22 protein-coding genes and 2 tRNA genes are annotated in these 22381 nt (G+C 38.4%); 9 read left to right on the plus strand and 15 right to left on the minus strand.

Annotated features, from left to right (window positions below; all coding sequences use genetic code 11):
• Positions 1-289: 289 nt before the first annotated feature.
• Positions 290-379: transfer RNA gene (locus FAZ14_RS14750), tRNA-Ser, on the minus strand.
• 94 nt (positions 380-473) lie between these two features.
• On the opposite strand from FAZ14_RS14750, the gene mtfA reads away from it, so the two are divergent.
• The 3 genes from mtfA to FAZ14_RS14765 all read left to right on the plus strand — a co-directional run bounded on the left by mtfA (position 474) and on the right by FAZ14_RS14765 (position 2907).
• Positions 474-1250 carry a DgsA anti-repressor MtfA gene (gene mtfA / locus FAZ14_RS14755; RefSeq protein WP_016942648.1) on the plus strand — a complete coding sequence of 259 codons (777 nt, stop codon included), beginning with the start codon at positions 474-476 and terminating at the stop codon, positions 1248-1250.
• Positions 1251-1374: 124 nt separating this feature from the next.
• Positions 1375-1450, plus strand: a tRNA-Asn gene (locus FAZ14_RS14760).
• 179 nt (positions 1451-1629) lie between these two features.
• Entirely contained in the window at positions 1630-2907 is a 1278-nt protein-coding gene (locus FAZ14_RS14765; RefSeq protein ID WP_153508777.1) for a tyrosine-type recombinase/integrase, read from the plus strand.
• 67 nt (positions 2908-2974) lie between these two features.
• Here FAZ14_RS14765 and FAZ14_RS14770 read toward each other — a convergent pair whose 3' ends face one another.
• Positions 2975-3739 carry a restriction endonuclease gene (locus FAZ14_RS14770; RefSeq protein ID WP_153508778.1) on the minus strand — a complete coding sequence of 255 codons (765 nt, stop codon included), beginning with the start codon at positions 3737-3739 and terminating at the stop codon, positions 2975-2977.
• A 313-nt stretch (positions 3740-4052) separates the two neighbouring features.
• Positions 4053-4349 carry a hypothetical protein gene (locus FAZ14_RS14775; protein WP_153508779.1) on the minus strand — a complete coding sequence of 99 codons (297 nt, stop codon included), beginning with the start codon at positions 4347-4349 and terminating at the stop codon, positions 4053-4055.
• A gap of 618 nt (positions 4350-4967) precedes the next feature.
• Between FAZ14_RS14775 and FAZ14_RS14780 the strand changes: the two genes are divergently transcribed.
• A complete protein-coding gene (locus tag FAZ14_RS14780; RefSeq protein ID WP_153508780.1) occupies positions 4968-5162 on the plus strand; it encodes a hypothetical protein in 195 nt (64 codons plus the stop codon).
• A gap of 118 nt (positions 5163-5280) precedes the next feature.
• On the opposite strand, the gene pilV is transcribed toward FAZ14_RS14780, so the two are convergent.
• Positions 5281-6783: a shufflon system plasmid conjugative transfer pilus tip adhesin PilV gene (gene pilV, locus FAZ14_RS14785; RefSeq protein WP_153508781.1), complete on the minus strand. Its 1503-nt coding sequence runs from the start codon at positions 6781-6783 to the stop codon at positions 5281-5283.
• Positions 6784-6966: 183 nt separating this feature from the next.
• On the opposite strand from pilV, the gene FAZ14_RS14790 reads away from it, so the two are divergent.
• Together FAZ14_RS14790 and FAZ14_RS14795 are read left to right on the plus strand one after the other, a co-directional pair.
• Complete coding sequence (locus tag FAZ14_RS14790; RefSeq protein ID WP_153508782.1) at positions 6967-7368, plus strand: H-NS family histone-like protein; 402 nt, start codon at positions 6967-6969, stop codon at positions 7366-7368.
• A gap of 81 nt (positions 7369-7449) precedes the next feature.
• Positions 7450-7998: a hypothetical protein gene (locus FAZ14_RS14795; protein ID WP_153508783.1), complete on the plus strand. Its 549-nt coding sequence runs from the start codon at positions 7450-7452 to the stop codon at positions 7996-7998.
• Here FAZ14_RS14795 and FAZ14_RS14800 read toward each other — a convergent pair.
• From FAZ14_RS14800 to FAZ14_RS14820, 5 genes are all read right to left on the minus strand, one after another.
• Positions 7993-8358 (minus strand): hypothetical protein, encoded by a 366-nt coding sequence (locus FAZ14_RS14800; protein ID WP_231578102.1) that lies wholly within the window; start codon positions 8356-8358, stop codon positions 7993-7995. The two genes, FAZ14_RS14795 and FAZ14_RS14800, sit on opposite strands and share 6 nt — an antisense overlap.
• Positions 8359-8477: 119 nt before the next feature.
• On the minus strand, positions 8478-8762 hold the full coding sequence (locus FAZ14_RS14805) for a conjugal transfer protein TraD (RefSeq protein ID WP_033576544.1): 285 nt from the start codon (positions 8760-8762) through the stop codon (positions 8478-8480).
• Positions 8759-9022 carry a hypothetical protein gene (locus tag FAZ14_RS14810; RefSeq protein ID WP_153508784.1) on the minus strand — a complete coding sequence of 88 codons (264 nt, stop codon included), beginning with the start codon at positions 9020-9022 and terminating at the stop codon, positions 8759-8761. Before FAZ14_RS14810 ends, FAZ14_RS14805 begins: the two co-directional genes overlap by 4 nt.
• 379 nt (positions 9023-9401) lie before the next feature.
• Positions 9402-10403 (minus strand): GTP pyrophosphokinase, encoded by a 1002-nt coding sequence (locus tag FAZ14_RS14815; RefSeq protein ID WP_153508785.1) that lies wholly within the window; start codon positions 10401-10403, stop codon positions 9402-9404.
• The gene (locus FAZ14_RS14820) at positions 10400-11491 is read right to left on the minus strand and encodes a nucleoid-associated protein (RefSeq protein WP_153508786.1); all 1092 of its coding nucleotides are present in this window, start codon (positions 11489-11491) and stop codon (positions 10400-10402) included. The genes FAZ14_RS14815 and FAZ14_RS14820 overlap by 4 nt, the downstream gene beginning before the upstream one ends.
• Positions 11492-12763: 1272 nt before the next feature.
• On the opposite strand from FAZ14_RS14820, the gene mobQ reads away from it, so the two are divergent.
• Positions 12764-14197: a MobQ family relaxase gene (gene mobQ, locus FAZ14_RS14825; RefSeq protein ID WP_153508808.1), complete on the plus strand. Its 1434-nt coding sequence runs from the start codon at positions 12764-12766 to the stop codon at positions 14195-14197.
• A gap of 2 nt (positions 14198-14199) precedes the next feature.
• Here the strand turns inward: mobQ and FAZ14_RS14830 are convergent, their stop codons facing one another.
• Positions 14200-14838, minus strand: coding sequence for a hypothetical protein (locus FAZ14_RS14830; protein WP_153508787.1), 639 nt, complete (start codon positions 14836-14838; stop codon positions 14200-14202).
• Complete coding sequence (locus FAZ14_RS14835; RefSeq protein ID WP_235914567.1) at positions 14828-15667, minus strand: GTPase domain-containing protein; 840 nt, start codon at positions 15665-15667, stop codon at positions 14828-14830. Before FAZ14_RS14835 ends, FAZ14_RS14830 begins: the two co-directional genes overlap by 11 nt.
• A gap of 602 nt (positions 15668-16269) precedes the next feature.
• Here FAZ14_RS14835 and FAZ14_RS14840 point away from each other — a divergent pair.
• A complete protein-coding gene (locus FAZ14_RS14840; RefSeq protein WP_235914569.1) occupies positions 16270-16764 on the plus strand; it encodes a hypothetical protein in 495 nt (164 codons plus the stop codon).
• Positions 16765-16854: 90 nt separating this feature from the next.
• Here the strand turns inward: FAZ14_RS14840 and FAZ14_RS14845 are convergent, their stop codons facing one another.
• Positions 16855-17502 carry a hypothetical protein gene (locus FAZ14_RS14845; protein ID WP_153508789.1) on the minus strand — a complete coding sequence of 216 codons (648 nt, stop codon included), beginning with the start codon at positions 17500-17502 and terminating at the stop codon, positions 16855-16857.
• 17 nt (positions 17503-17519) lie between these two features.
• Positions 17520-18074, minus strand: coding sequence for a membrane lipoprotein lipid attachment site-containing protein (locus FAZ14_RS14850; protein WP_153508790.1), 555 nt, complete (start codon positions 18072-18074; stop codon positions 17520-17522).
• Between the two features lie 673 nt (positions 18075-18747).
• Between FAZ14_RS14850 and FAZ14_RS14855 the strand changes: the two genes are divergently transcribed.
• On the plus strand, positions 18748-19125 hold the full coding sequence (locus FAZ14_RS14855; RefSeq protein ID WP_153508791.1) for a hypothetical protein: 378 nt from the start codon (positions 18748-18750) through the stop codon (positions 19123-19125).
• 44 nt (positions 19126-19169) lie between these two features.
• On the opposite strand, the gene FAZ14_RS14860 is transcribed toward FAZ14_RS14855, so the two are convergent.
• Together FAZ14_RS14860 and FAZ14_RS14865 are read right to left on the minus strand one after the other, a co-directional pair.
• A complete protein-coding gene (locus FAZ14_RS14860; protein WP_153508792.1) occupies positions 19170-21134 on the minus strand; it encodes an AAA family ATPase in 1965 nt (654 codons plus the stop codon).
• A 139-nt stretch (positions 21135-21273) separates the two neighbouring features.
• The gene (locus FAZ14_RS14865; RefSeq protein WP_153508793.1) at positions 21274-21978 is read right to left on the minus strand and encodes a hypothetical protein; all 705 of its coding nucleotides are present in this window, start codon (positions 21976-21978) and stop codon (positions 21274-21276) included.
• Positions 21979-22381: the final 403 nt, after the last annotated feature.

A 22381-nucleotide genomic window follows, 5' to 3' on the forward strand; every position in this document is an offset into this window, starting at 1 on the left:
GGGATTTGACGCTACACTTATCGCTCTCATTGTTGTGCCATCAACCAGAAACAACAATACAGAATGCTGCACCTTCATTATTAACAAGCAATAAAATGAAACAGCATAGCGGTATCTCTACCGGCGCTGAACCAGGGTATCAATGGCGAGAACTTATGGTATAAAAATGGTGATTTCATGACGGTTCTGCCAGAAACACTCATCATCGGGTGTTAGGCTACACCATGCACGCATACGGGATGAATCAACGAAAAAATACACAATGGAGTGAACAGCAAAAAGAAGTGAGTGGCGGAGAGAGGGGGATTTGAACCCCCGGTAGAGTTGCCCCTACTCCGGTTTTCGAGACCGGTCCGTTCAGCCGCTCCGGCATCTCTCCACGAAATCGGTGCTTATAATGCCCTGTTTTATGGCATGTTAACAAGAACAAACCGACGCCTTTGAATTCAAGTGATGACTTAGCGAGCAACACCATGATGAAGTGGCAATGGAAATCCCCTACACCTGATGCGTTCTTAGACTGGCAGCAGGCACTGTCTATCCCGCTGTTAACGCCACTGGCTGAAGCTGAACGGCAACAGGTGGTAATGGTAGCAAGACAATTTTTACGTCAAAAACGCCTGGTACCGTTGCAGGGGCTGGCGCTCACCGAGCTGATGGCACAACGTATCGCACTATTATTTTCCCTGCCGGTGCTGAAGCTGGGTATTGAATGGCTTGATGGGTTTCATGATGTACTGATCCACCCCGCACCTTTCACGGTAGATGGCGAGTGGATGGATGAGTTCGGTCTGGTGCACAGCGGCCCTAACGTTCAGTCTGGCCAAAGCTGGGATCAGGGACCAGTCGTACTGAACTGGCTGGAGATTCAAGACTCCTTTGATCTTTCCGGATTCAATCTGATTATCCATGAAGTTGCGCATAAGCTAGATAAGCGTGGTAATGAACGCCCTTCTGGCGTACCAGCGATGCCACTACGCGACATCGCGCATTGGGAACAAACCCTGCACGCCGCCATGGAGGCATTGCGCGAAGAAATCGAACTGGTGGGAGAAGATGCCGCCAGCATGGATCCTTACGCCGCCACCGACCCGGCCGAGTGCTTCGCGGTGCTGTCTGAATATTTCTTCAGCGCGCCTGACTTGCTGGTGGAGCGTTTCCCAGAGGTATACCGGAATTTTTGCAAATTTTATCGTCAGGACCCGTTGGAACGCTTGCAACGCTGGCAGGCAATACCGCCAGCCGACTGATTTATCACCATAATGATGATGAACTCCGCGGATTGTACATAAGCCAAGCAGTCAGTACGGAATGTCGGTTTTGCCCGTTGACAGCGCAAGGTACCACAGATAAGATTCGCCCCGTTCAAACGATTCCTCTGTAGTTCAGTCGGTAGAACGGCGGACTGTTAATCCGTATGTCACTGGTTCGAGTCCAGTCAGAGGAGCCAATTTAAAGAAAGCAGACGTTCACTGACGTCTGCTTTTTTGCTTTTTATCAATTGGTTATCCCCTTCTTTAGCTTCACCCTCGTTCACCAAAAAACGCTACTGCCCACGACTTTTGTTGGTAGAATTGTTGGTATTTCTGGTTCGATTCTGCTTATACCAACAACTCAAGGGGGCAAATCGTGTCTCTAACTGATTCCAAAGTAAAAAATGCCAAATCTCTTGAGAAGGAATATAAGCTTACTGATGGCTTTGGTATGCACCTGTTAGTGCATCCTAATGGGTCTAAATACTGGCGCTTGTCTTATCGTTTCGAAAAGAAGCAAAAAATACTCGCTTTAGGCGTCTACCCGGCTGTTTCACTGGCGGATGCCAGACAACGGCGAGATGAAGCGAAAAAGCTGTTAGCGGCAGGAATTGACCCCAGCGCTAAAAAGCAGGCAGACAACAAAGCGATTCAGGAAAAACGCAACAATACCCGCGCGTTCAAAACGGTAGCCAGAAACTGGTTTGCCACCAAAACCACATGGTCGGAAGATTATCAGCGTTCTGTCTGGACCCGTATTGAAACCTATCTGTTTCCTGACATCGGTAACAAGGACATTGCTGAACTGGATACAGGCGATCTGCTGGTTCCCATCAAAAAGATAGAAAAGCTGGGCTATCTGGAAATCGCTATGCGGGTGAAACAGTACGCCACTGCCATTATGCGTTATGCCGTCCAGCAAAAGATGATCCGCTTTAACCCTGCCTATGATTTGGAAGGTGCGGTTCAGAAACCACAGACAGAGCACCGCCCCGCTATCGAGCTGGAAGAGATACCAACCCTACTGGAACGCATTGAAGGCTATCAGGGGCGTAGCAGACTGACCCAATTGGCGATAAAACTCACTCTGCTGATATTTATTCGCTCCAGTGAACTCCGCTTTGCCAGATGGTCAGAGATCGATTTTAACAGTGCCTTATGGGTTATCCCTGAACAGCGTGAAGCCATTGAAGGGATCAAACATTCAGGCCGCGGTGCCAAAATGCGCAGAAAGCACTATGTTCCTCTATGCCGTCAGGCGCTGGACATTCTGAAAGAGCTAAAAACCCTCACCTATGACGTTAACGGTGACGACGGCTTTATCCTGACAGGCTGTTATGATGCGATGAAGCCAATGAGTGAAAACACCATTAACAAGGCGCTACGTAAAATGGGCTATGACACCAAAACCGATCTGTGCGGCCACGGCTTTCGAACGCTGGCGTGTAGTGCGTTAATCGAATCGGGCATCTGGCCTGAAGATGTGGTTGAACTTCAAATGAGCCATATGGAAAAGAACAACGTTCGCGCTGCCTACACCCATAAGGCCAAACACCTTGAGCAACGCCGCCTGATGCTGCAATGGTGGGCTGATTTTCTGGATGCTAACCGTAACGGTATGATCAGGCCGTTTGAGTTTGGGCAGAAGGGATAGATTATTGGGAGTAAAGCCCCGACAGGGGCTATAGCATTATTACAAGATATTTAGGATTTAGAAACATCTATATTGTGTTATTTAAAATAACAGCATGCAAATTGGGAAGGTTGTAATAATGTATAAGATGTATATTGTTAGCTAACGCTAGATCTTTAGCGCCACTGGTAAACTCATTATTAGAAACAACTACACCGTAGTCTAACTCATAATATCCAATACCTGATTTTACTTCCTGAACAGCCGCATTACCAACAGGTTTTGAGTATTTCTTACACTGAATGCCAACAGAAAATCCATTTTTTCTGGCAATTAAATCAACTCCCTGATCGCCACTTCTTTTAGTTTCTGACACATCCCACCCATTATCTTTTAATATTGATCTGCAATAATCTTCAAATTCAATACCGTTCATAGAGTCATTATAAATTAAATTTACTTTTGGGGTATAATTACAAACAAGCACATCAATAATATCAAATTTCTCATGCAAACTAATGCCTTTATATAAAAGGCTTCTATCAGATTTGTAATTCAATCCGATGATAAATCGTTTTTTTTCACTCTCCCATTTCTCTGAATCAAAAAAGCCATAATCATTATTATTGAGGATTTCTCTTTTTTTTCTGTAAAGAGTCGGGATATGCTTAGAAACTACATTTTTAAAACGAAAAAAATCATTTTTTTTAGTGGTTATAGCCTTTTTATACGCTATGATATGTATCATCACAATAAAATAACAAGAAGATATGAACACCAATGCAGTATTTGGTGACGTATTTTTATAGAAAAAAAATCCAACTATAGATATGAGATATCCTAAAAAAAACATACATCACCCTTATAAATCAGAGAAAACATATACCCCTCGTTAAGATTGACTATTTGATTTTTGAAAGGATTTAAATTTTACGACTTTTATTTGATAACTGCAATCTTATCTATTTATTATGCACAAGATAAAAAACGCGTCAACATAAAACAGATATTAAATCAGAAATACATTAACTTTCTCCTAAGTCATAGGTGACTATCATAACAATTCTTATATCAACCAGTAAAAATAGAAAATGATATTTTTCGGGTTATAGCCTCATTTATGAATATAAAAATGGCGCTAGGTCGAAAACGCCATTTTCAGGAAATCAGTGTGTTGCTTTTTTGGTCCCATATGTATTTGTATATGGATTGTAATTACCTTTAGTGCTGAAATTATTATATTGCGTTGTGTCTTTTGAAGTCCGCTGATATGGGGAAACATACGTTCCATTGTTTTTAATATAGCCATTTACCTTTTCATGACTTGAACTACTACCTGTCCCATAGCCATATGTTTTCGGTGCGCTATAACCACTTCCAGCGTATGAATGGTACCCACCACCTTTTGCAAAAGCACCTGTTGCAATCAATAAAACAGAACAAGCAATAATTAGTTTTTTCATAATACCATCCCGTAATTAATTAACACCATATAGCAGACATTTAAATATAGACATAGATTGAGAAAAGTGGCTTCCCATCAATTATGATGTTCTTTTTTTAATCAGCCCTAACCTGCTGGATACTAAGTCGGAGGTATGATTCGACGCTGTTCGTATGCATCATCTCTTTGGCTCAACACACAGACCAGCTTTCAAAGCGGCTTTATGCAACTTCAGAACTATACGAATTCTCAAGGTCAGAAATTTACCAACTGTAGATTTTTCTGTCTCGCGTTTAGCAATTGACTAGCACCAATCCTAAATAACTTCGCATATTGATGCTTCACCTCACATTATGCGAGGCCCGTACCTAACGGGGCACCACCTCCCACAAGTGTAGCAGCGATATGAGAAGCTATTTAGCCTTACATTGCAGCCGATCAGGTACGAAACCCTATTAAACTCACCTGAACACCCGTTTCGCCCCTGAAAGGTACTCTCAATACCAGACAGGGGCTAACCACACCGTTATACGGAGTAACGCTATGGCTGTTTATCAGTTTACCCATTCTCCACCTGAAAATCTGCATCTGGATACGGGCTTTTTTGCTTTGGGCCAGTCTGTTCTTGAGGTGTGTTATGTTCGATAACACGCCGCTGGAACCAGAAGAAATTATCGATCAGTGTCGGGCACTAATTTATGCGATTGTTGAAATTGATAATCCCCAAGTCAAAGAGATCCTGAGTTTTGTGCTGTGGGAGCGCCTTGATTTCCTGTATCGGACATTTCATTCCGACAGCACTGACGACACAGAGGGTGAATTTCAGGCATAACAGATGGATATGAAAATGTCAGATCTGTCTTATGGTGGATCTGACTTTTAAAGGATATGTGTCATCACATCATCGTGTTTTTTAAATAACAAACATCAGTAGCGATATTAATTCCCATCTATTGGCTACATACAGCCCATACAGTGATCCCTGTCATATTCTGACTACTGTCACCACAAAGGCCGTACCAGCCGTTTGAAGCAGGCTGACTCTTGATGATGAAACCTAATCCAGCGGATGACAGGCAACTCACACCACCGGAAATAAGGTGTTCATTAGATGCACAGTTTACCACGCCTGCGGAATTCCGATTTAAATTACTTGAACCAAAATCAGCAGAACGAACTATTGTTGATGCTCCAAATGAAGACCAGATACCGTTTACGCATGACATAGCCTTTCCTGCTCCATCTCTGCCGATTAATCCATTCGGCGAGCATCCCCACCCAGCATTAGCCTGACCATTTATATAGATAAATTCCCCTGAATTAATCCGCCCGTTAGCATCGATATTCCCGTTGGAATGCACATAGTTTGAGTTTATATTCCCGCTTGCCCATATATAGGAAGCATTAACCGTTCCATTAGCATCGATGTTGCCATTAGAATGAACATAACCACCATATAACCCGCCACTGGTCTGAACATTCTTGCCGCCATAAGCGTTAATGGTTGCCGTATCTGCCATATTCCAGCCACCGCCGTATTTCTGGAAATAAATCCCACCATCACCTAATGTTCTGAACCAGTTTTGCGTATAGGTTTCACCACGAGATACTACGGTTGTACCTGTAACAGTATTATTGGCATTGATATTCCCGTTAACCTGAGTGTTCCCCGCCACGGTTAGATCCGCACCTACTGTCGCCTCGCCAACAGTTTTAAGTACCCCCGTTGTCGTTGTCCCAGCCGCAGTGATATTTTGAGCGTTGTATATGCTCTGACCACCCATATTCAGATCGCCCGTCATAGGGAGTGTTCCATCACGACGCAGGTAAACAGAATACATTGATGAATCATATCCCACACGATAAGCCAGAAGCCCCGCAGCGGTGATATTGCTGTAGTCCGTAGAAAGTTCTGACCACTGCCCGCCATAACCTGATGCAGCGGTAGTTGTTTTTGTCATTCCACTGTCAATGCCCGCCGCCTGCATTGCTTTACCCAACAAGTCATAACGGACTTTCCCGCCATCAGTCCATACGTTCGTCGTCGTAATCAGGCCATTAATGATGTAGTTGGGAACGTTCCCTGAACGTCTCAAAAAAATTTTATATGAAGATTTTTGCGCATTAACACCAGAAAAAGAGGAAGGTAATAACCCTTCATTCACCAGCGTCTGATAGGTAATTTCGCAGACTGAACCCGAACACGTTCTTGGTCCCGGATCACTTGACTGGTTGGTACTGGATATCAGGGTAGAAAGTTTGTCATAACGGATATTGATATAGCCATTTACCGCCTCACCCATTTGCTTTATCTGTTCACCTACAGCTTTAGCAACAACAGTTTCCTGTTCGTTTTTCATATCCTGAAATTTCATAAAAGTCACTGTGGTTCCAACACCCAGCACCAAAATGAGTTCTAACAGTGAGAACCCTGTCTTATTTTGTTTTTTCATTTTCATCGTCCTTTTTTATTTTCACGTACTATTCAATTAACAAAAATGAAAAAGTGGTCAAGAGCGGGAAATGTAAATCCATAAAAAACGAATAATAAGGCATCAAACACATTTATAGTATCTGCATTATTTTATCGTTTATAGTATGATGTGTATGACGTTCAACATTCAGGATAAATGATAATGAGTGAAGCCCTAAAAATATTAAATAACATTCGCACCCTCCGTGCTCAGGCTCGTGAAACCGATCTGGCAACACTGGAAGAAATGCTGGAAAAGCTGACTGCCATTGTTGAAGACCGGCGTGAAGAAGAAGCCAGCGCACAGCAACAAAACGCAGAGCGTCAGGCTAAAATCGAAGCCTTACGCGCCAGACTGCTGGAAGATGGTATTGATCCGTCTGAACTGCTCGACGCTGGTGTTACCAGCAAAACAGCAAAAACCAAACGCACTCCCCGTCCTGCCAAGTACAAATATACCGACGAAAACGGCAACGAACAGACGTGGACAGGTCAGGGGCGGACACCTAAAGCTATCGCCGCAGCGCTGGAAAGTGGTAAAACTCTGGAAGACTTTGCTATCTGATAAAGAAACGCAGCATCCACGAAAACGAATCCGCTAGTCTATAGTTAGCGGATTTATTATATTACGCGAAGAGATTGTTATATGGATGATTACATTTACCGCATCGATACCGCTGTAAAACTTAAAAAAATACAGGATAGCTTATTTCGCGCTAAAAGATGGGAAAACAGAAATGGGATAGACTATCCCCATAAGCTTCTAAAAGACCGCTACGCAGAACTCGCGCCAGCCGAGGGGGTTTACTTAATGTGCTTCTATTCAAGCCAGCAAAAAGCCGAAATATCATTGAAAAATGATTTCTCCTATTTCGGGGATTGTCAGATTTCACGTTGTCGTAAAAAAGCTGTATTAGATTCTGGTTTTAGCGAAAGTTGGGATGATGGTTTTCCTGTTGGAGAGGCTTATTTATTTTGGTGTCAGGAAGTACTGAACCAAAGTAACACTAAATTCTCATCCACGGGTATTTCTTTAGAGCACATTGAAACAATGAGACAGGGAGAATGGATATCACTAATCGATTACCTAAAAAATAATTCACCCTCTGTTAATACAACATTGGAATCATTTTCACCACCCAAAGATATATCAGGGGTTCAAAGCAAAAAAGCATGGTGGAAATTTTGGTCATGAAAAATCAGAAGTATCTATCTTCAGGAAACGGAACGTGATGAACTCGTGTACAGGATATTCATTTTCAACGGGGAGAAGACCGCTGATATATTCCTTCAAACTATCTCGGCAATGCTCTGGTATATCCGAATCAATTAAAGCCTTTAGATTTTTAAGTTCAATCAATCGAATTACTTTCCCATAATCAATTATAACAAATTTTTCTTCTCTCAAATAGACCAATATTTCTATGATAGTGAACAATAATCTACAACCTCTACCGTGCCAAATATAATCACTTTCGATTGATGGTAATTGTTCGAAAATCATTCCATATATATCTTCAGGCGTTCCTGTAGAAAATATTTCTTTAGAATACATATTTCCCCTATTTTTATTTTATCTGAATTGGCTACCGCGCCCTCTAGGGCTTGCTCAACAGCTCACCGACCTAAAAGCAAGTTTTAGGTCGGTTCACCGTTCGGACGTGAAAAAAATAATTAACATTTGGATTTATTTATAACATTTTCGATATAGATTTGGCCCTGTGCTCTATACCCTTCAATATCACGCTCAGATAGATTAGATATATTGAGCAGAACACCAAAGACTAATTCTTTATCTACATAACCAATATCACAACCTAAGACTTTGGCAACCTCTGCACCGAAAATAATTTTCTGGCGAGTATTTTCTTTTTTCGTTTGCTGTTTCTTTTTGGCTTCCAAGAAATATAAACGTTCCTGTGCTGAAGCAATTTGTTGTTTGATATCTTTTCTGGTCATTTATGTTCTCCCCAATGTTTTTTCTTGTTGGCATAAGGGACATTCGCATAATCATAACCATAACCATTACCAATTTGTTTCTTGACTGACTTAATCTTCAATTTAAATTGTTGCTTTATCTGGTGCTGCTTTGCTTTTTCCCTTATCTGGTTTACTATTTTCTCTGCTTCTAAATAAGCTTGTTCTGTATCAGTATAGATACCATCATCAAGAAGCCTTTTAGCTTCCCAATCAATGGCTTCATCATTATTCTTATACATTACACCTCCTTGTTTTTGTTATATCATCATTTACCATATTTTGAATAATTATCAATACAAGAAGATAACTTTATTTGATAAAATATAAAAAACAATAATTATATTGATACTCCACATCACAGAATTTTCCCCATTAAAATTAATACTGTTTCATCAGAGTCTCACATCATTTTCACTTTTCATTTTATCCAATTCAATAGAAAACATATAGAATGCTTTACCAAAAAGATATTAGATCATAGATAAAAAGATATATTACAGATGCAGATAAAGGGATTTAGACAGGGAGCTGCAGCATATGGCTGGTTATTATTTAATATATACAGACATTAGATTATAGTAAATTTTCTACAGCATGGAGTTTAAGTTGGTATGGGGATTAATACCCAATGCCGCTACTTATACCAACATCACTTAAAATCATTCTCAATTCATTTAAATATCCGGGCAAAGGCCATTCGCTCTGTAATTTGCTACTGTCTTCAGTGATTGCGATCCAGTAGGCAAAAATAACCACAGGCTGAGCGAAAAATAAATTAGCCATTGCTCTTTGTTGAATCTTAGTTGGTATATATTTCTTCTCATTAAGAAGATTAATTAATTTTGTTAAAAGATCATCTTGGATAAAACCTCTATATTCATCCAAAAAACAATAGTTAATTTTATCTTCCTTATTTAAATAAGACCCACCAATTTTATTTATATAAAGTTCTTTTAGCTCCTCTAAAAAATCATTTCTTGGTTTGTTCGTATCGCATAAAAGCTTCATCGTATTACAAAATAATTCATCCGTTGTCTCCATTAATGCCATACTTCGTGCAATTTGGCGTTCAGCTTTTTTGGGTACAGGGCCAACAGGTTTATAAACGCTATCATGAACTAATTCTGCATATGCATGTTGCAATAATGTCCTAACTTGCACTTCGCAGCACATATCTGTAGTAATATTTACTCCCGATATCACACTATCTACTTTTAGTCTAACTTCAAAGTGCTTGGATTGATAGTCAAATAATTTAGGGTTCGCCTCTATATCATCCTGATAGTCTTTAGATACAATAACTGTCCATTCTTCATGACCTTGAATGATATTACAAATTCTCTCAATATCATCTGAGAGTAAAACAACAAAACGAACTCCGACGAGATCCGTCATCTGCTGGATGGGATTGTTATAACCTTTTCGACCAACCTTCCCTAAGGCTGACTCAATGCCTTTAACTCTCGGCGTGGGTTCTACCTTGATGAAGTATTTTGCTTCTTCTTCACCGAGTTGTTTAGTCAAAGTCGCATTGATTTCAGACGCAATATGTTTACCCCACGCTTCATAAGCAGCATGGTTTTCAACAAGATAACGTCTGAAATCCTCAATTCTAATCATTCCTGACTTTTCAACCGCCCTTTAACTTTAAGTGTAGTAGAGTCATCATCATCATCTGTTTTTTCAATCTGTACCAGTTCTTTTAATTGATCTGGTGGTATGGATATCCATACATCGCTTGTAAACACTAGCTTACTTCTTCGACGAAGTTTTTTCTTAATATAATCAGTATCTTTAGATACTGAATTCTGCGGAAAACCTTTTTGAACCATAAATGATTGATAACTCGCCTGTAATTCTTGAGGAAGATGTTCCGTAGCAAACGAAGCAGTACTCAAAGTTGCTTTCTGGCTTCGCAGTTCAGAACGCAATGACTCGTGTAAATCAAATTTAGTTTCTTCATCCACCGGAGCCTGATTGATGAAATTTCGCGTGTGTTCAAAAAAATCCTGAGTCAATTTCTTGGAGGACTTTTCGATCCCCATACCAAGAAAAACGCTGTAAAAATAACCAGCAGCATTTTTAGTTTCTGTCGATGTCATCAAATGATCAAATAAAAACGAACGATAATATTGCGTATCATAACGGCCATCAATTAATTCATGTCCTGACTCACATTCAATCAATATACCTATTTTATAAAGGCGTTGGGTTGGCGTAAGCAATAAATCAGCAATATACTCCATCGCTATTTTTTCAGGAGTATCATTAGTCCGAAATCCATTTTGCATTTCAGCACGTAGTACAGCCAAGAAGGGGCAGGCTTGATCACCAATTTTTCCTGTAATGATTACTAACACACCACCAGAAACTTTCCCTGCACTGTATTGAGCCTCTGTCAATTTAGACGCCAATCGTTTGGATACGTCAATAAATGATTGACCTTCGACATGCAGAACAGACGTTGTTAGCGTAAAAAAACTATCATTACCGGTATCGGTAATAGACATTTCAATACCATGAGATTTATTGCCTAAGGCTTCTGTTATACGAACCTGTAGTGCATCTAAAGCATCTTGTTCTAACGTTATTAACTGATTGCTCAACTTAGGTGGAACCATTTGCTTATCTGGAGATCTTGGGAAGATTCTATGAGCAATAATTCGGTCGATCATCACCCCCTCAAAAGAAAAACCTACATTTGTCATACTTACTCCATAATAAGCTGAAATTAATAAATCATTTTAGTTTTTGGCAATACTTCTGTTTCGCAAGCATAGTCCTAACCGTGTCAAGAGTCACCAGATGTTCAGATGAAGAGGCCCGACAGTTTTCAACCAGCACACTATCTTTACTAGACAACTTAACTACAGGAGGCGGTTACCGGTCAAAACAGACAGAACGACAGTTCCTGCTATTCCAGCCAGATAGTCACTATCTGGTATCTGGCTCGCACTACCCGCTTTCATAGTTACTTTTTTGCGTTTTATTCACGTATCCAATCTATCCGTAACTATCTTGCTAAAAAGCAAGTCAGTGGATCACTGCCTCAAGAGAAACACCAACCATTTTAAATGAAATAATTATCATTGAAAGTTAATTCGATTAAGGAATTTATAGATTGTGTAATGGTGGTAATCATAATATACCACCATAATGAAAAATGAGAACACCATATGTTCACGATCGACTCATAGGGTGATGTCAAACAGATCGTTGCAACGTGCTTACTCCCTGCAGAAGTCGCGAAACTGGGAATGTTAGTGCTGGATCAGAGCCGTTCAATGTCCAGAATTCAAGGAGCATTTTTCGAATGAAATCACACTATTTCGTCAGCTAGTTAACGAAAATCGTCAATGTTACAGTTAGTTAAAAGTAATGAAACACAGCGAAAAATGAAACATACAAACAATGCACATAAAATCCCGCTGCTTTTAAAACCCCGACCTCTCCGCGTTACTTATTTTTGTTTATTAATGTTTTCCATTCCACCTTTAAACTTTTTACTTTGATTCCTTACCTTAACCTGTGAATTCTGCAACAGGGAAAATTACCGATAACCTCATCTATTTTCTTGTTTTAGGGTTTTCCCGCCTTACGGCGGGATAAATTAACACTCTTTTTGTCCTTCGGACACCATCTAAACCCCACTGATGTAATATCGCGGAATACTTCGCCCGGTTATCCAGATTGCGCCGCTTAATTCGGCGTTTTGTTTTACAGGCATTCATATATTTCGTATTAATTAAGTAGGGAGGCTTTTACATTGTCTCTATTTTTAATAAGACAATGCCCACTTATACACTCACTTCGTGAGCGTGTGGGCCCTACCGGGGGTTGCCTGCCGCAGGCTAACACCGTTTCCTTCGGAAACAAAGTCAACGTCAACCCCTAAGTTTTTCTTGCGAAAAACTAACGGCAGCATAGTTATCGTTGCGTTTTATATTTTGGTTTTATTTTATATTGAGGTCTTTTATTATATGGCGATATTTCATCTGGAGTTTAAAATTGTGAAACGTTCTGAGGGTATGTCTTCCTGTAGGAAGGCCGCCTATCATAACAGGTCAAGAATAACAGATGATCGCACTGGCAATACCTATGATTTCAGCCACAGAACAGATTTATTCCATCATCTGATATTAGCACCTGTTTCCGCACCTGCTGATATTGTCGAAAACTCAAGCTCCTTGTGGAATGAAGTTGAAAGGGTTGAGCGTCAGAAAGACGGTCAAACAGCCCGTTATTTTGATGTGGCTATTCCCTGTGAACTGGACAATGAAGACAAGATAAAACTGGTTGTTGAATACTGCCAGAAGAATTTCGTTGATAAGGGGATGATTGCCGATATCGCCTTCCACGATTTGGATGGCAATAACCCCCATGCACATGTGATGTTGACATTAAAACCGATCACCGCTGATGGCTTTGGTAAAAAAGAAAGGAGCTGGAACGACAAGAAAAACGTAATACTGTGGCGTGAAGCGTGGTCTGCTCTTGCCAACCGCTATCTTACTGCTGCTGGCAGTAATGAACGTATTGATCATCGTTCTATTGAGGCTCAACATAATGAAGCACTCGAACATGCTGCTATTACCTTGGATGCAGAAGAAAAAGCACTATGGCTTGCCAAAGCAACAGCAACCAGCCGCCCGGCAATGCAACGTATTCATCGTGCCAAGTGGAACAGTCGAAGCGTTCAGGAAAAACGTGCTGCTGAACAGGCTGTACGCGATGAGATGAAACAGGAAGCACAGGCCACATATAGTGTCTTCAAAGATTTGGATCTTCAGATCGTTGTTGACCTCAGAAGCTTTACCGTGTCGCAGCTTCCTGAACCTGTTGAAATCGTCTTACCTGAAATACAACCTCGAACAGAGTTCTCTGAAACAGGTTCACAATCAGCATCATCAGAAAACCAAAAGCCTGTTCTGGTTGCCCCTGCGCCTCATACACGCACCAAATTGATAACCCCATCCTCTTCAACGGCCAGAGCGGTTAAACGCGCTCCTGTAAAAAGTAAGAGAAAGCCGGTTAAACCGAGTCAGGATGGTATTTTCAAACGTTTCACTTTGCTGGTAGTGGAATATATAAGAGAAAAATTTGTCTGGGCCAGAAAGAAACCCGCTCCTGTTTCCGTTGATGCGGATCACGATAAACGTATTGCCGAAAACTACGTGTTTGATGAGGTACAGGGTATCTATGTTCCACGCGTTGAGTATGAAAGACGAGCCAGATTTAACAGTAATGACTACAAGCCAACTGCGGATGAGATCAGGCGTTTTCCAAGTCGTTCAGAGCAATATCATCAAGCTCTAGAGCTTAGTATGAATCTCACCCCATCCAGCCCACCTGAGCATTCAAGCAACAGCGCTCCAACGCTGAGGCCATCACGTGGCCATAGTAGGAATTTGTGATTTTAAAAAATGAACTTCGTAAAAAAAAGTAGTGTTATAACAATTAAATATATGAATGAAAAAACAAGTAATACCTGTCTAGTTTTTTTATTTTTATTAACTATAAGGGAAGATGTTCGTTCTGCCTGATATACAATTATAGAAACGCGCTCTTCGATATTTCTCTCAATGTTTTCCATATCATTATAATTGATATTTAATGAAATATCGCCGTTATTTATTTCACTCTCTTCGCCCTTAATATCAATCCACTTTCTAAAGTTATCATAAATATATTTCTCATAAGAGGAAAATATACTTGATATTTTTTCATGGTTGTATTTATTACTTAAACCCTCCCATGCAAATACAATATGAGAACTTCTCTCATCTCTATTATTGATATCGGGATAGGTATCTTCCGAGAAAATAAAGTGTATTTCTTTTTCGTTACTCTTTATACCAAAAGAGCTTGAGATAATAGTGGATGGGGAATATTTATTATTTTCCTGACCATTTGATTGAAAATAGCCATATGCTTTTAGTCCAAATTTTCTATCATTATAAATACAGAGGGTATCCCTACCGTTCACTGGTAAAATAACAGCAAAATTGAATGGGATATCATTCAATATCAAAGGTTCAAAAAAATTATTTTTCATATACATTCTCCTTAATAAAGCCGATTATATCATTTAATGCATATGTAGTACTCGAAGTATTGTCAATGGCCTCGGAAATATATTTATTTGAATATTTAATACATTTTGTTTTTTTACCAAAAACATGGCTCCAATTAATTATAGCTTTTTTATAAAAATCCTCATACAAATCATAATCACGAGACAAGTCAGACTTGTTTATTAAAAATAAAGTTGGGATGCCTTTATTACTTTCCTTTTCATTATATGATGAAATTAAATCCTCAATTAATTTTACGTTTGCATTAACTCTTTTTTTATCAATGGCTTTATCCTCACTACTTTCATTATGATCCAGCAAGAAAATAATACAATCTGATGAATGCATAACGTTATTTATCTGTATAGTACTTTCACCACTCATATCGTAGAAAAAAACATTCTTTTTATCTTCGATGTTTTTTAGCCTACCATAGACACCCTGTGTTCTTTTATTTAATGGTTTATTATATAGAATAGTATCAATTAAAGTTGTTTTTCCCGTTCTTGATAATCCTAAAACAGCAACTATCGGGATCACACCTTTAAAATAATTTAAATCATTATAAGAATAAATTTTATTATAATCTTTTTCCTTAAATCTTTTTTTGACATAGATAAATTGAGATTGTATGAGAACTAAAAGAACGGAAATACCCAAAATAAAATTTAGAATAAAAGCATTTTCTTTTATTAATTCTTGAACATCATTTTTTTGATAAGAATAAATAAATGCAAGCAATGTAATGATAATTGCATATGCCCAAGCACCTATTGATGCCATAATATTTTTTGGTTTATGCTTAAACACTTTTCCCTCTGAAATTCATTTGTAAATCAAAAAATATTTTACATCATATTATTTTCGCCTTCAAAAAGCAAGAAATAAACAACAAATCATTACACAATGAATGCGTTTACATAAATTTATCATAAAAAACAAGTTCTGAATGGATTCAAACACTATTAATAAAGATAAAATTTTATATATCTTATAAACATGAGTTTTTGGGTCAGTACCAGAAAATGCACAGCATCATCTTTCGTTAAAAGTCCATTCATAATCTGTATATGTTTTTCTACATTATTTATTAACTACGGATTTTGATGATGTAAGATCATAACGCGGATGTCGAGAGCAATCAAACGATGACATTGGGTCTTGAAGCGTAATCCGTAAAATTATTCTATTGAAAAGTATAGAAGAAGTTACTTATGTCCCAAGCACTCCTAAAAATGAACGTTCTGAACGCGATCACAGTTTGGTTATGATTTTACTTACGCCATCCAGAAAAAATAATACATTGAAACTAAAACCACACTACTACAGAGAATGATGACAAAATGTTCTTTTTAATTCGAAGCCAATTATGTATATTGCCAAGGTAAATTATTTTACTCAACTAAGGATTTATGTTGTTAACGATTACTGAAATCCAAGATGAAGCTACAAAGTTTCGAAAATTGATCGAATTCTGTGACAAAAAGAACACCAGCCTCGTTATAGATTGCTTTCCTGTCATGAGTTGTAAGCTTTCTTCGATGCTTCTTTCTTATCATTACCTGACATTATGGCCTGAGCTTTCGATAAAGGGTGTAAGTGCTGCCACAGGTAAAAATGGTCAGATTACTCACTACTGGCTTGAGATAGATGACATTGTGATTGATATTACTGGTGACCAATATAATATTATTAATGATAAGGAGATTAATAAGAAGATTATAAACAACAGACCTTTCCCTGCCATTCATGTCGTACATAAAAAAGACAGCTATTTATATGAAATATTTAAAATCAAGGAAGAAGAAAATCTAACATCAGGATTTCCAACTATTGGTGAGGATTTTATTGAAGAAATGGAACAGGGGTATGCCCAGTTAATGAATTATAAAAACATTGAAAAATAACCAACCTCGAATTCATTTAGCACATTATTTAATACAATAAGCCCTGTATAAAACAGGGCCATATGAATTAAGATTATAGATTAAAACAGCTTACCATCTATCATTATTTCGCTTTTCAATAGCATCCCGAAAGCGCTGCTGTTCCACAATATCCAGATTTGGATCGAATAACACACTTGATCCTTTCACAGCAATATCGACATCAATCTCTGATTGGGGAGCATAGGCTTTATGACTTTTAGGCTGCGCATTGGCAAGAGGAATAGATGTCCCATAGTATTTTTTGTTCCCAGCACAACCGAGATAAGCCAGCAGACTGGCAAACAGGAAGCACAACGTCCATACCACATTGAATCCATTAAGCGTGTATCCGCTGCCACTCACATTTGAAAACACGCTATGAAATCTGGCGGCATAGACAATCAGGAATGATGAGAGGATAACAGCCCGACTTTTACCTATGGTCAAATGCTTACGTATAAATTTTATCGTTGGCACCAGTGTGATCATAAACAGCCCGATAGCAGCTAACATCAGCCATAACGGGAACAACCCATATTTTTGTGTGGTGTTCTGCGATAGCGTCACAATAGAAAGTACCAAGAAGGCGTTCAGCAGAAAAAGCCTCAGGGCCAATGATACCTTAACCTTCTTTGATATCTTCTGTAGAAACAGTACCGGGGCCAGTGATGGTATGTTCACCAGCAGAGCAATGAAAAACATCCAGATAGTGTTCATAGCTTCTTTTCCTGAAATTACTGTGCTGACCAGCCGTTATTGGTTTTCACCAGAACAGTTTTAGTTTCTTCGGGTGCAGCCATCCCCTTGACGCCAGAAAAGGCTTTCTTATCCACCCAGCCCGGTACACCATCCAGTTTCCACGTATAGGTCACTTGCGTCATTTTAACGCCATTACCTTCGCTGGGTTCGGTCCAGCTTTTAACCTCAGCAACAGCACGATGGCCCACACAGGCACCGTCTTTGCGATCCCAGAACTCAACTTCCTGACCTTTATCGGTAATTTCCAGAACATCAACACTGTTAAACCCGTCAGATTCTTGCGAAACCTTTAACAACCCCTGTTCAACAAGCCCTTTAAGGATTTCATCACTGGCACTGTATCCGGCAGAGCGGAAACCACGGTTCACCCGTCTGGGGAAACCTTTATTGAATACAACATCATTGTCATTGAGTGAGTAGCACACTTTGGACGATGATATTTTTGCGTTGATAGCCTTCTCAAAGTCGCCTTTCTCACCACATCCCGCCAGAACCAGTGCCGTGCCAGCAACGAGCAAAATCTTCTTCATCTACTTATCCATCCTGATAATCAAAAACGCTGTCATTTAAGGGAGGCGACTGTTTACCGGTATCCGTTACAGCTTGTTCTGACAGACACATAAGAACAAAGCCACCTCATTAACCAATTGATAGCTTTCAATTATTTCTGCTGGCCGTCATATCGTTTGTAACGATCAAAACTGAAACAATGATAGACATTAACTATCATAACTTGCATATTCGATCGATTAAAACAATTAAAATACCGATCGATAAACCTATTTTAATCGCTATTATCTATCAATATGTAATTATTGATCTGATATACCGATCATTTTGCTTGCCATACCTGACGCTGATAGATAGAGTTAAACAGAGGCTCATAAAGCGATTTGCCACGTACTTCAGGCTCAGTAAAAGCCAAAGCCTTTCAGATTGTAAGAAACGCACTACAGGCTGTTTTATGGGGCAGGAATGGCTGTTATGCACATCAGGGGAAATACACAGGCAAGGTTTCATATGGAATAACGTGATAATCACTTAATTTACCCGATTACTCGTTCACCTAATGCTTTTCCATTTTTCTGTGGAGGCACATGTTCGCCAGTAATCAATGAAACAGGCTTGTGGTGGTCTACAACCAACACGATTTTTAATCTCCTTCATACTACTTTTTTATTGTTATGTTTTATCGGAGTTAATATGAAAAAACTGCTTATTGCGGCACTGGTGATCCTGCCTCTTTCCGCCTGCACGACTTATGGTAATAAATCCCTGAAAAACGAAACCCAACAGACCGTTAAAACCAAAATCGTTAAAGGGAAAACTACGCAGCAGGAAATCTTGGCTGCATTCGGGGAGCCGCAAACACGCGCCAGCAATGATGGTCAGGAAATGTGGTCCTACTCCAGTATGTCAGGTGAGAGTCAGATATCGAACTACGTTCCCGGTCTGGCCCTGCTGAAGAACAGCAACACCGCTCATATGAACTCCCTTGAAATCTGGTTTAAAGGGAATGTTGTTGACCGATATAATTTCAGTCAGACAGCAAGTAAGGTTTCGCGTGGGTTGTTGGATTAGTAATATACTCCCCTCACACTAGAGGGGAGATTTATTGATAACATTCATTTAGAGAAGAAATCTTTTATTTTTATGACCCATTGATCCTCCTGTCTAACTACAATTTTACTAGGGTCTTTGGTGTATTCTTCAGCAATGAGTTTTTTAAGCTTGGCACTTGATAGATAATCACTAAAATCTTTTATTTTTTCATGGGATGCTTTTGTTTTTCTTTTTAGAAAACTCATTCCATTACTTATGTTAGTGAATTTAACATCTTTATTCAAATTATATAGACCCATAAAACCTTGTAAGGTACTATCATTTATAGAAAGATTAGTTAATGATGCAAACATGAGTTCAGGATCTAAAAAATCCTCTATTTCTGTATTTGTCGCATCAGGGGATGCAATACTTACAATATCGGAACTATCATCACAAATAGACAACCGAAAGAACCCAAGTTTTCCTTTGTATTTATTTAAAGAATAACCATCTACCTTGATTATGTTTTTTGTATCAGTATCAATCAGGCACATTACCTTTCCTTTAATTTGTTTATTCTCTTCATTATCAGAAAATGGCACATGCAAGAAATCGAATATTTTCTTTATATTCCCACAACCATTGAAGGGAAGGATAAATAGGTTCGGTATCGTATCTTTTAAAAAAGACTTAAGATATAAATAATCCTCACTCCCTTCACAAAAAATCCAGTTGTATTCATTTTTCTTTAATAAACTTAACATAGATGCCATTAGATCAAAATAGCTTCTAATCTCAATGGAATTAGGAAAAGCTCTTCTACTCTCTTGAATGTTTACTAATGGGAATGCATCTATTTTAACATTGCCATTATCTTTATGTATATAATGTAAAGATGCATGCATAGGTCTCAATACTAAACCATACCAGTGTGTTGTAATAAATATTTGTTTGTTGTATTTTTCAGATAAATTAATCAAGCTTGAAAACTGCTCAAATCTATGGGCTGACTCTAAAGACACCTCTGGCTCATCAATAGCTAAAATTACTTCTTTATTTTTTGGAGACTCTGTAGAAAGGAGTGCAGTTGCAATATCAATCAATGCAATACGTTGTTCCCCAGAGCTTAAATTTTTAATATTTTTAGAGTTTTTTGATAATGGTCTATAAGAAAAATATTTTAAAAAAATTGAATCCAAAATATCTGTTGGCTTAATAGGTCTTTTGATGGCCCCTTTATATTCAAATTTGTAACCTTCTGGTATTTTTTTATTAATATCATCTATATACAAATCTAGTTTATTATTAATAATGTCAATGACGCTATGTTTTTTCGCATTTTTTTTCCCATCATTTAATGGATGACTTACGGGCAGGAGGTGCTCTTTATTAGATAAAAGATTTCTAATTTCATCTGAAATTTCTCTATCCATCATGCCTTGCATTTCATTTGCTTGAAGAGATAGTATATCACTAGTTTTATTTTCCACAGGAAGATACACAAATTTGTAACGCTCTAGCAATTTTTTGAATATAGAATTTATTTTATCTCTAGAGACTCCATCTTTTTTTGTTGCATCAGCTATTTTTCTATGAAAAGTACTCGTGAGTAAAATATTTCCTTCAAAATTCTTACCAATCGCCAAGAGATAATACTCATCAGGTGGATACCAACCCCTAAGGCTATCTCTATATGAAATAAATTTCTTAACAAAGTCAGCAGTTGATACATCAAGAAAATTATAGTTCCAAAAATAATGAGAAATTCTTTCCATCTGTTGAACATCATCGTTCAGCCATTCATTCTTTTTTATCAAAAACAAAGGGAAAATATTAACGCGATCTTTGTTTTGACCAATTGAATATGCCCACTCCTTGCTATCAATGTTATTCATTAAACAGTTTATGCTTTCTAAAATGGCAGATTTACCTGCGCCGTTATCACCTGCAAAAATAGTCATCCTATCATTTTCAGACGTCCAGAATGGGATGAAGTTTATGTTTTCATAATTTTTGAAGTTACGTAGAAACAACCCCGAGATCATTAAATCATCCTTTAAAAAATTAAATAAACATTTATCTATAACGTAATAAATACATTATTTTTATCATTAAAATTAATTAAATTGAAGTAATAAAAATGGTTATTCTAAAAAAAACTTTTCCCATTTTGTATATGAATTTTTAGTATATGGGGTTATTTTTAAAAGATATGTACATCACAACAGCGATCTTAAGCCTATCAACAGCCTGAGATAACGCCTCATAGTGATCGCCCTCAAGTTCATGCTCGAACTCACCGTTCCTGAACATTACCACATAGCCATTGGTCAGATCTCGCATAGAGGCAAGGTTTATCGGCTCGATAGCTATTCTGATATCAGTACCTTTGTATTCCACAACTGGATAGCCCATATCGGTGTGAAGTACGATACCGCCAGAGGCTTCCAGTTCAGATAAGAAGACATCTTCTGTTATGGCTTCACGCAGATCCTGTAGGCCAAGTGCATTCATCAATGCGGGTTCATCTGAGGTATTGGCTTTCACTCTGCGACAGTAATAATAATCATCCAAAACACTAACGGGCGTGTTGGGATGCTGACTGTTGTAGGTTTTGGTCTCTGATATCAGAGATTTTATTGTTTTTTCGCTAACTTGGCTGAGTTCTGAAATCAGTCTCCCAAATACATTTACCATACGTTCTTTATCATGTTCATTTGCAGATTCTGACAGGAAGAAAAAATCGTAATCTTTTACATAGATTTTATTGCCGTTTTCTAAGATAAGTTTTATCCCGTGTTTGTTTTCTTCAATGTCTTTAACCATACAGGTCATAAATGGTACGTTTTTGTTAGCGTGAAATAGCGTAATGATTTTAATATTATTCATCCTTTGATTTTCCTTTTTGTTTTATTTTTTAATACCATATTTATTTTATGAAAATCAAATTTAACTTTTGGACAACAACGTTTTTCTTATTATTTTAATCTTCTTTTGAAAAAAATATTTATCTTATGAGCTAACGCTCATGTGCTGTCGAAAACGATAAACCCGTTTTCATGAGCACGGCTACGCCCTAACTCTGAAATATATATTTCTATTTTTATGAGGTGATTTTTCAATATTGATAGTAAATAGAGGGAAAACTGTTTCCAGATCACTCCATCATAAAATAAGAAATTGATCCTATGTTTAAACATAGAATTACCGCGATAACATATAGCATTTGCTCTTAAACGTATAGGAAAACTATATTTAGAGAAGCAGCGCTTCGTGATTGTCCGAAACAATC

Source organism: Dickeya oryzae (assembly GCF_009372235.1).
Lineage (GTDB): Bacteria > Pseudomonadota > Gammaproteobacteria > Enterobacterales > Enterobacteriaceae > Dickeya > Dickeya oryzae.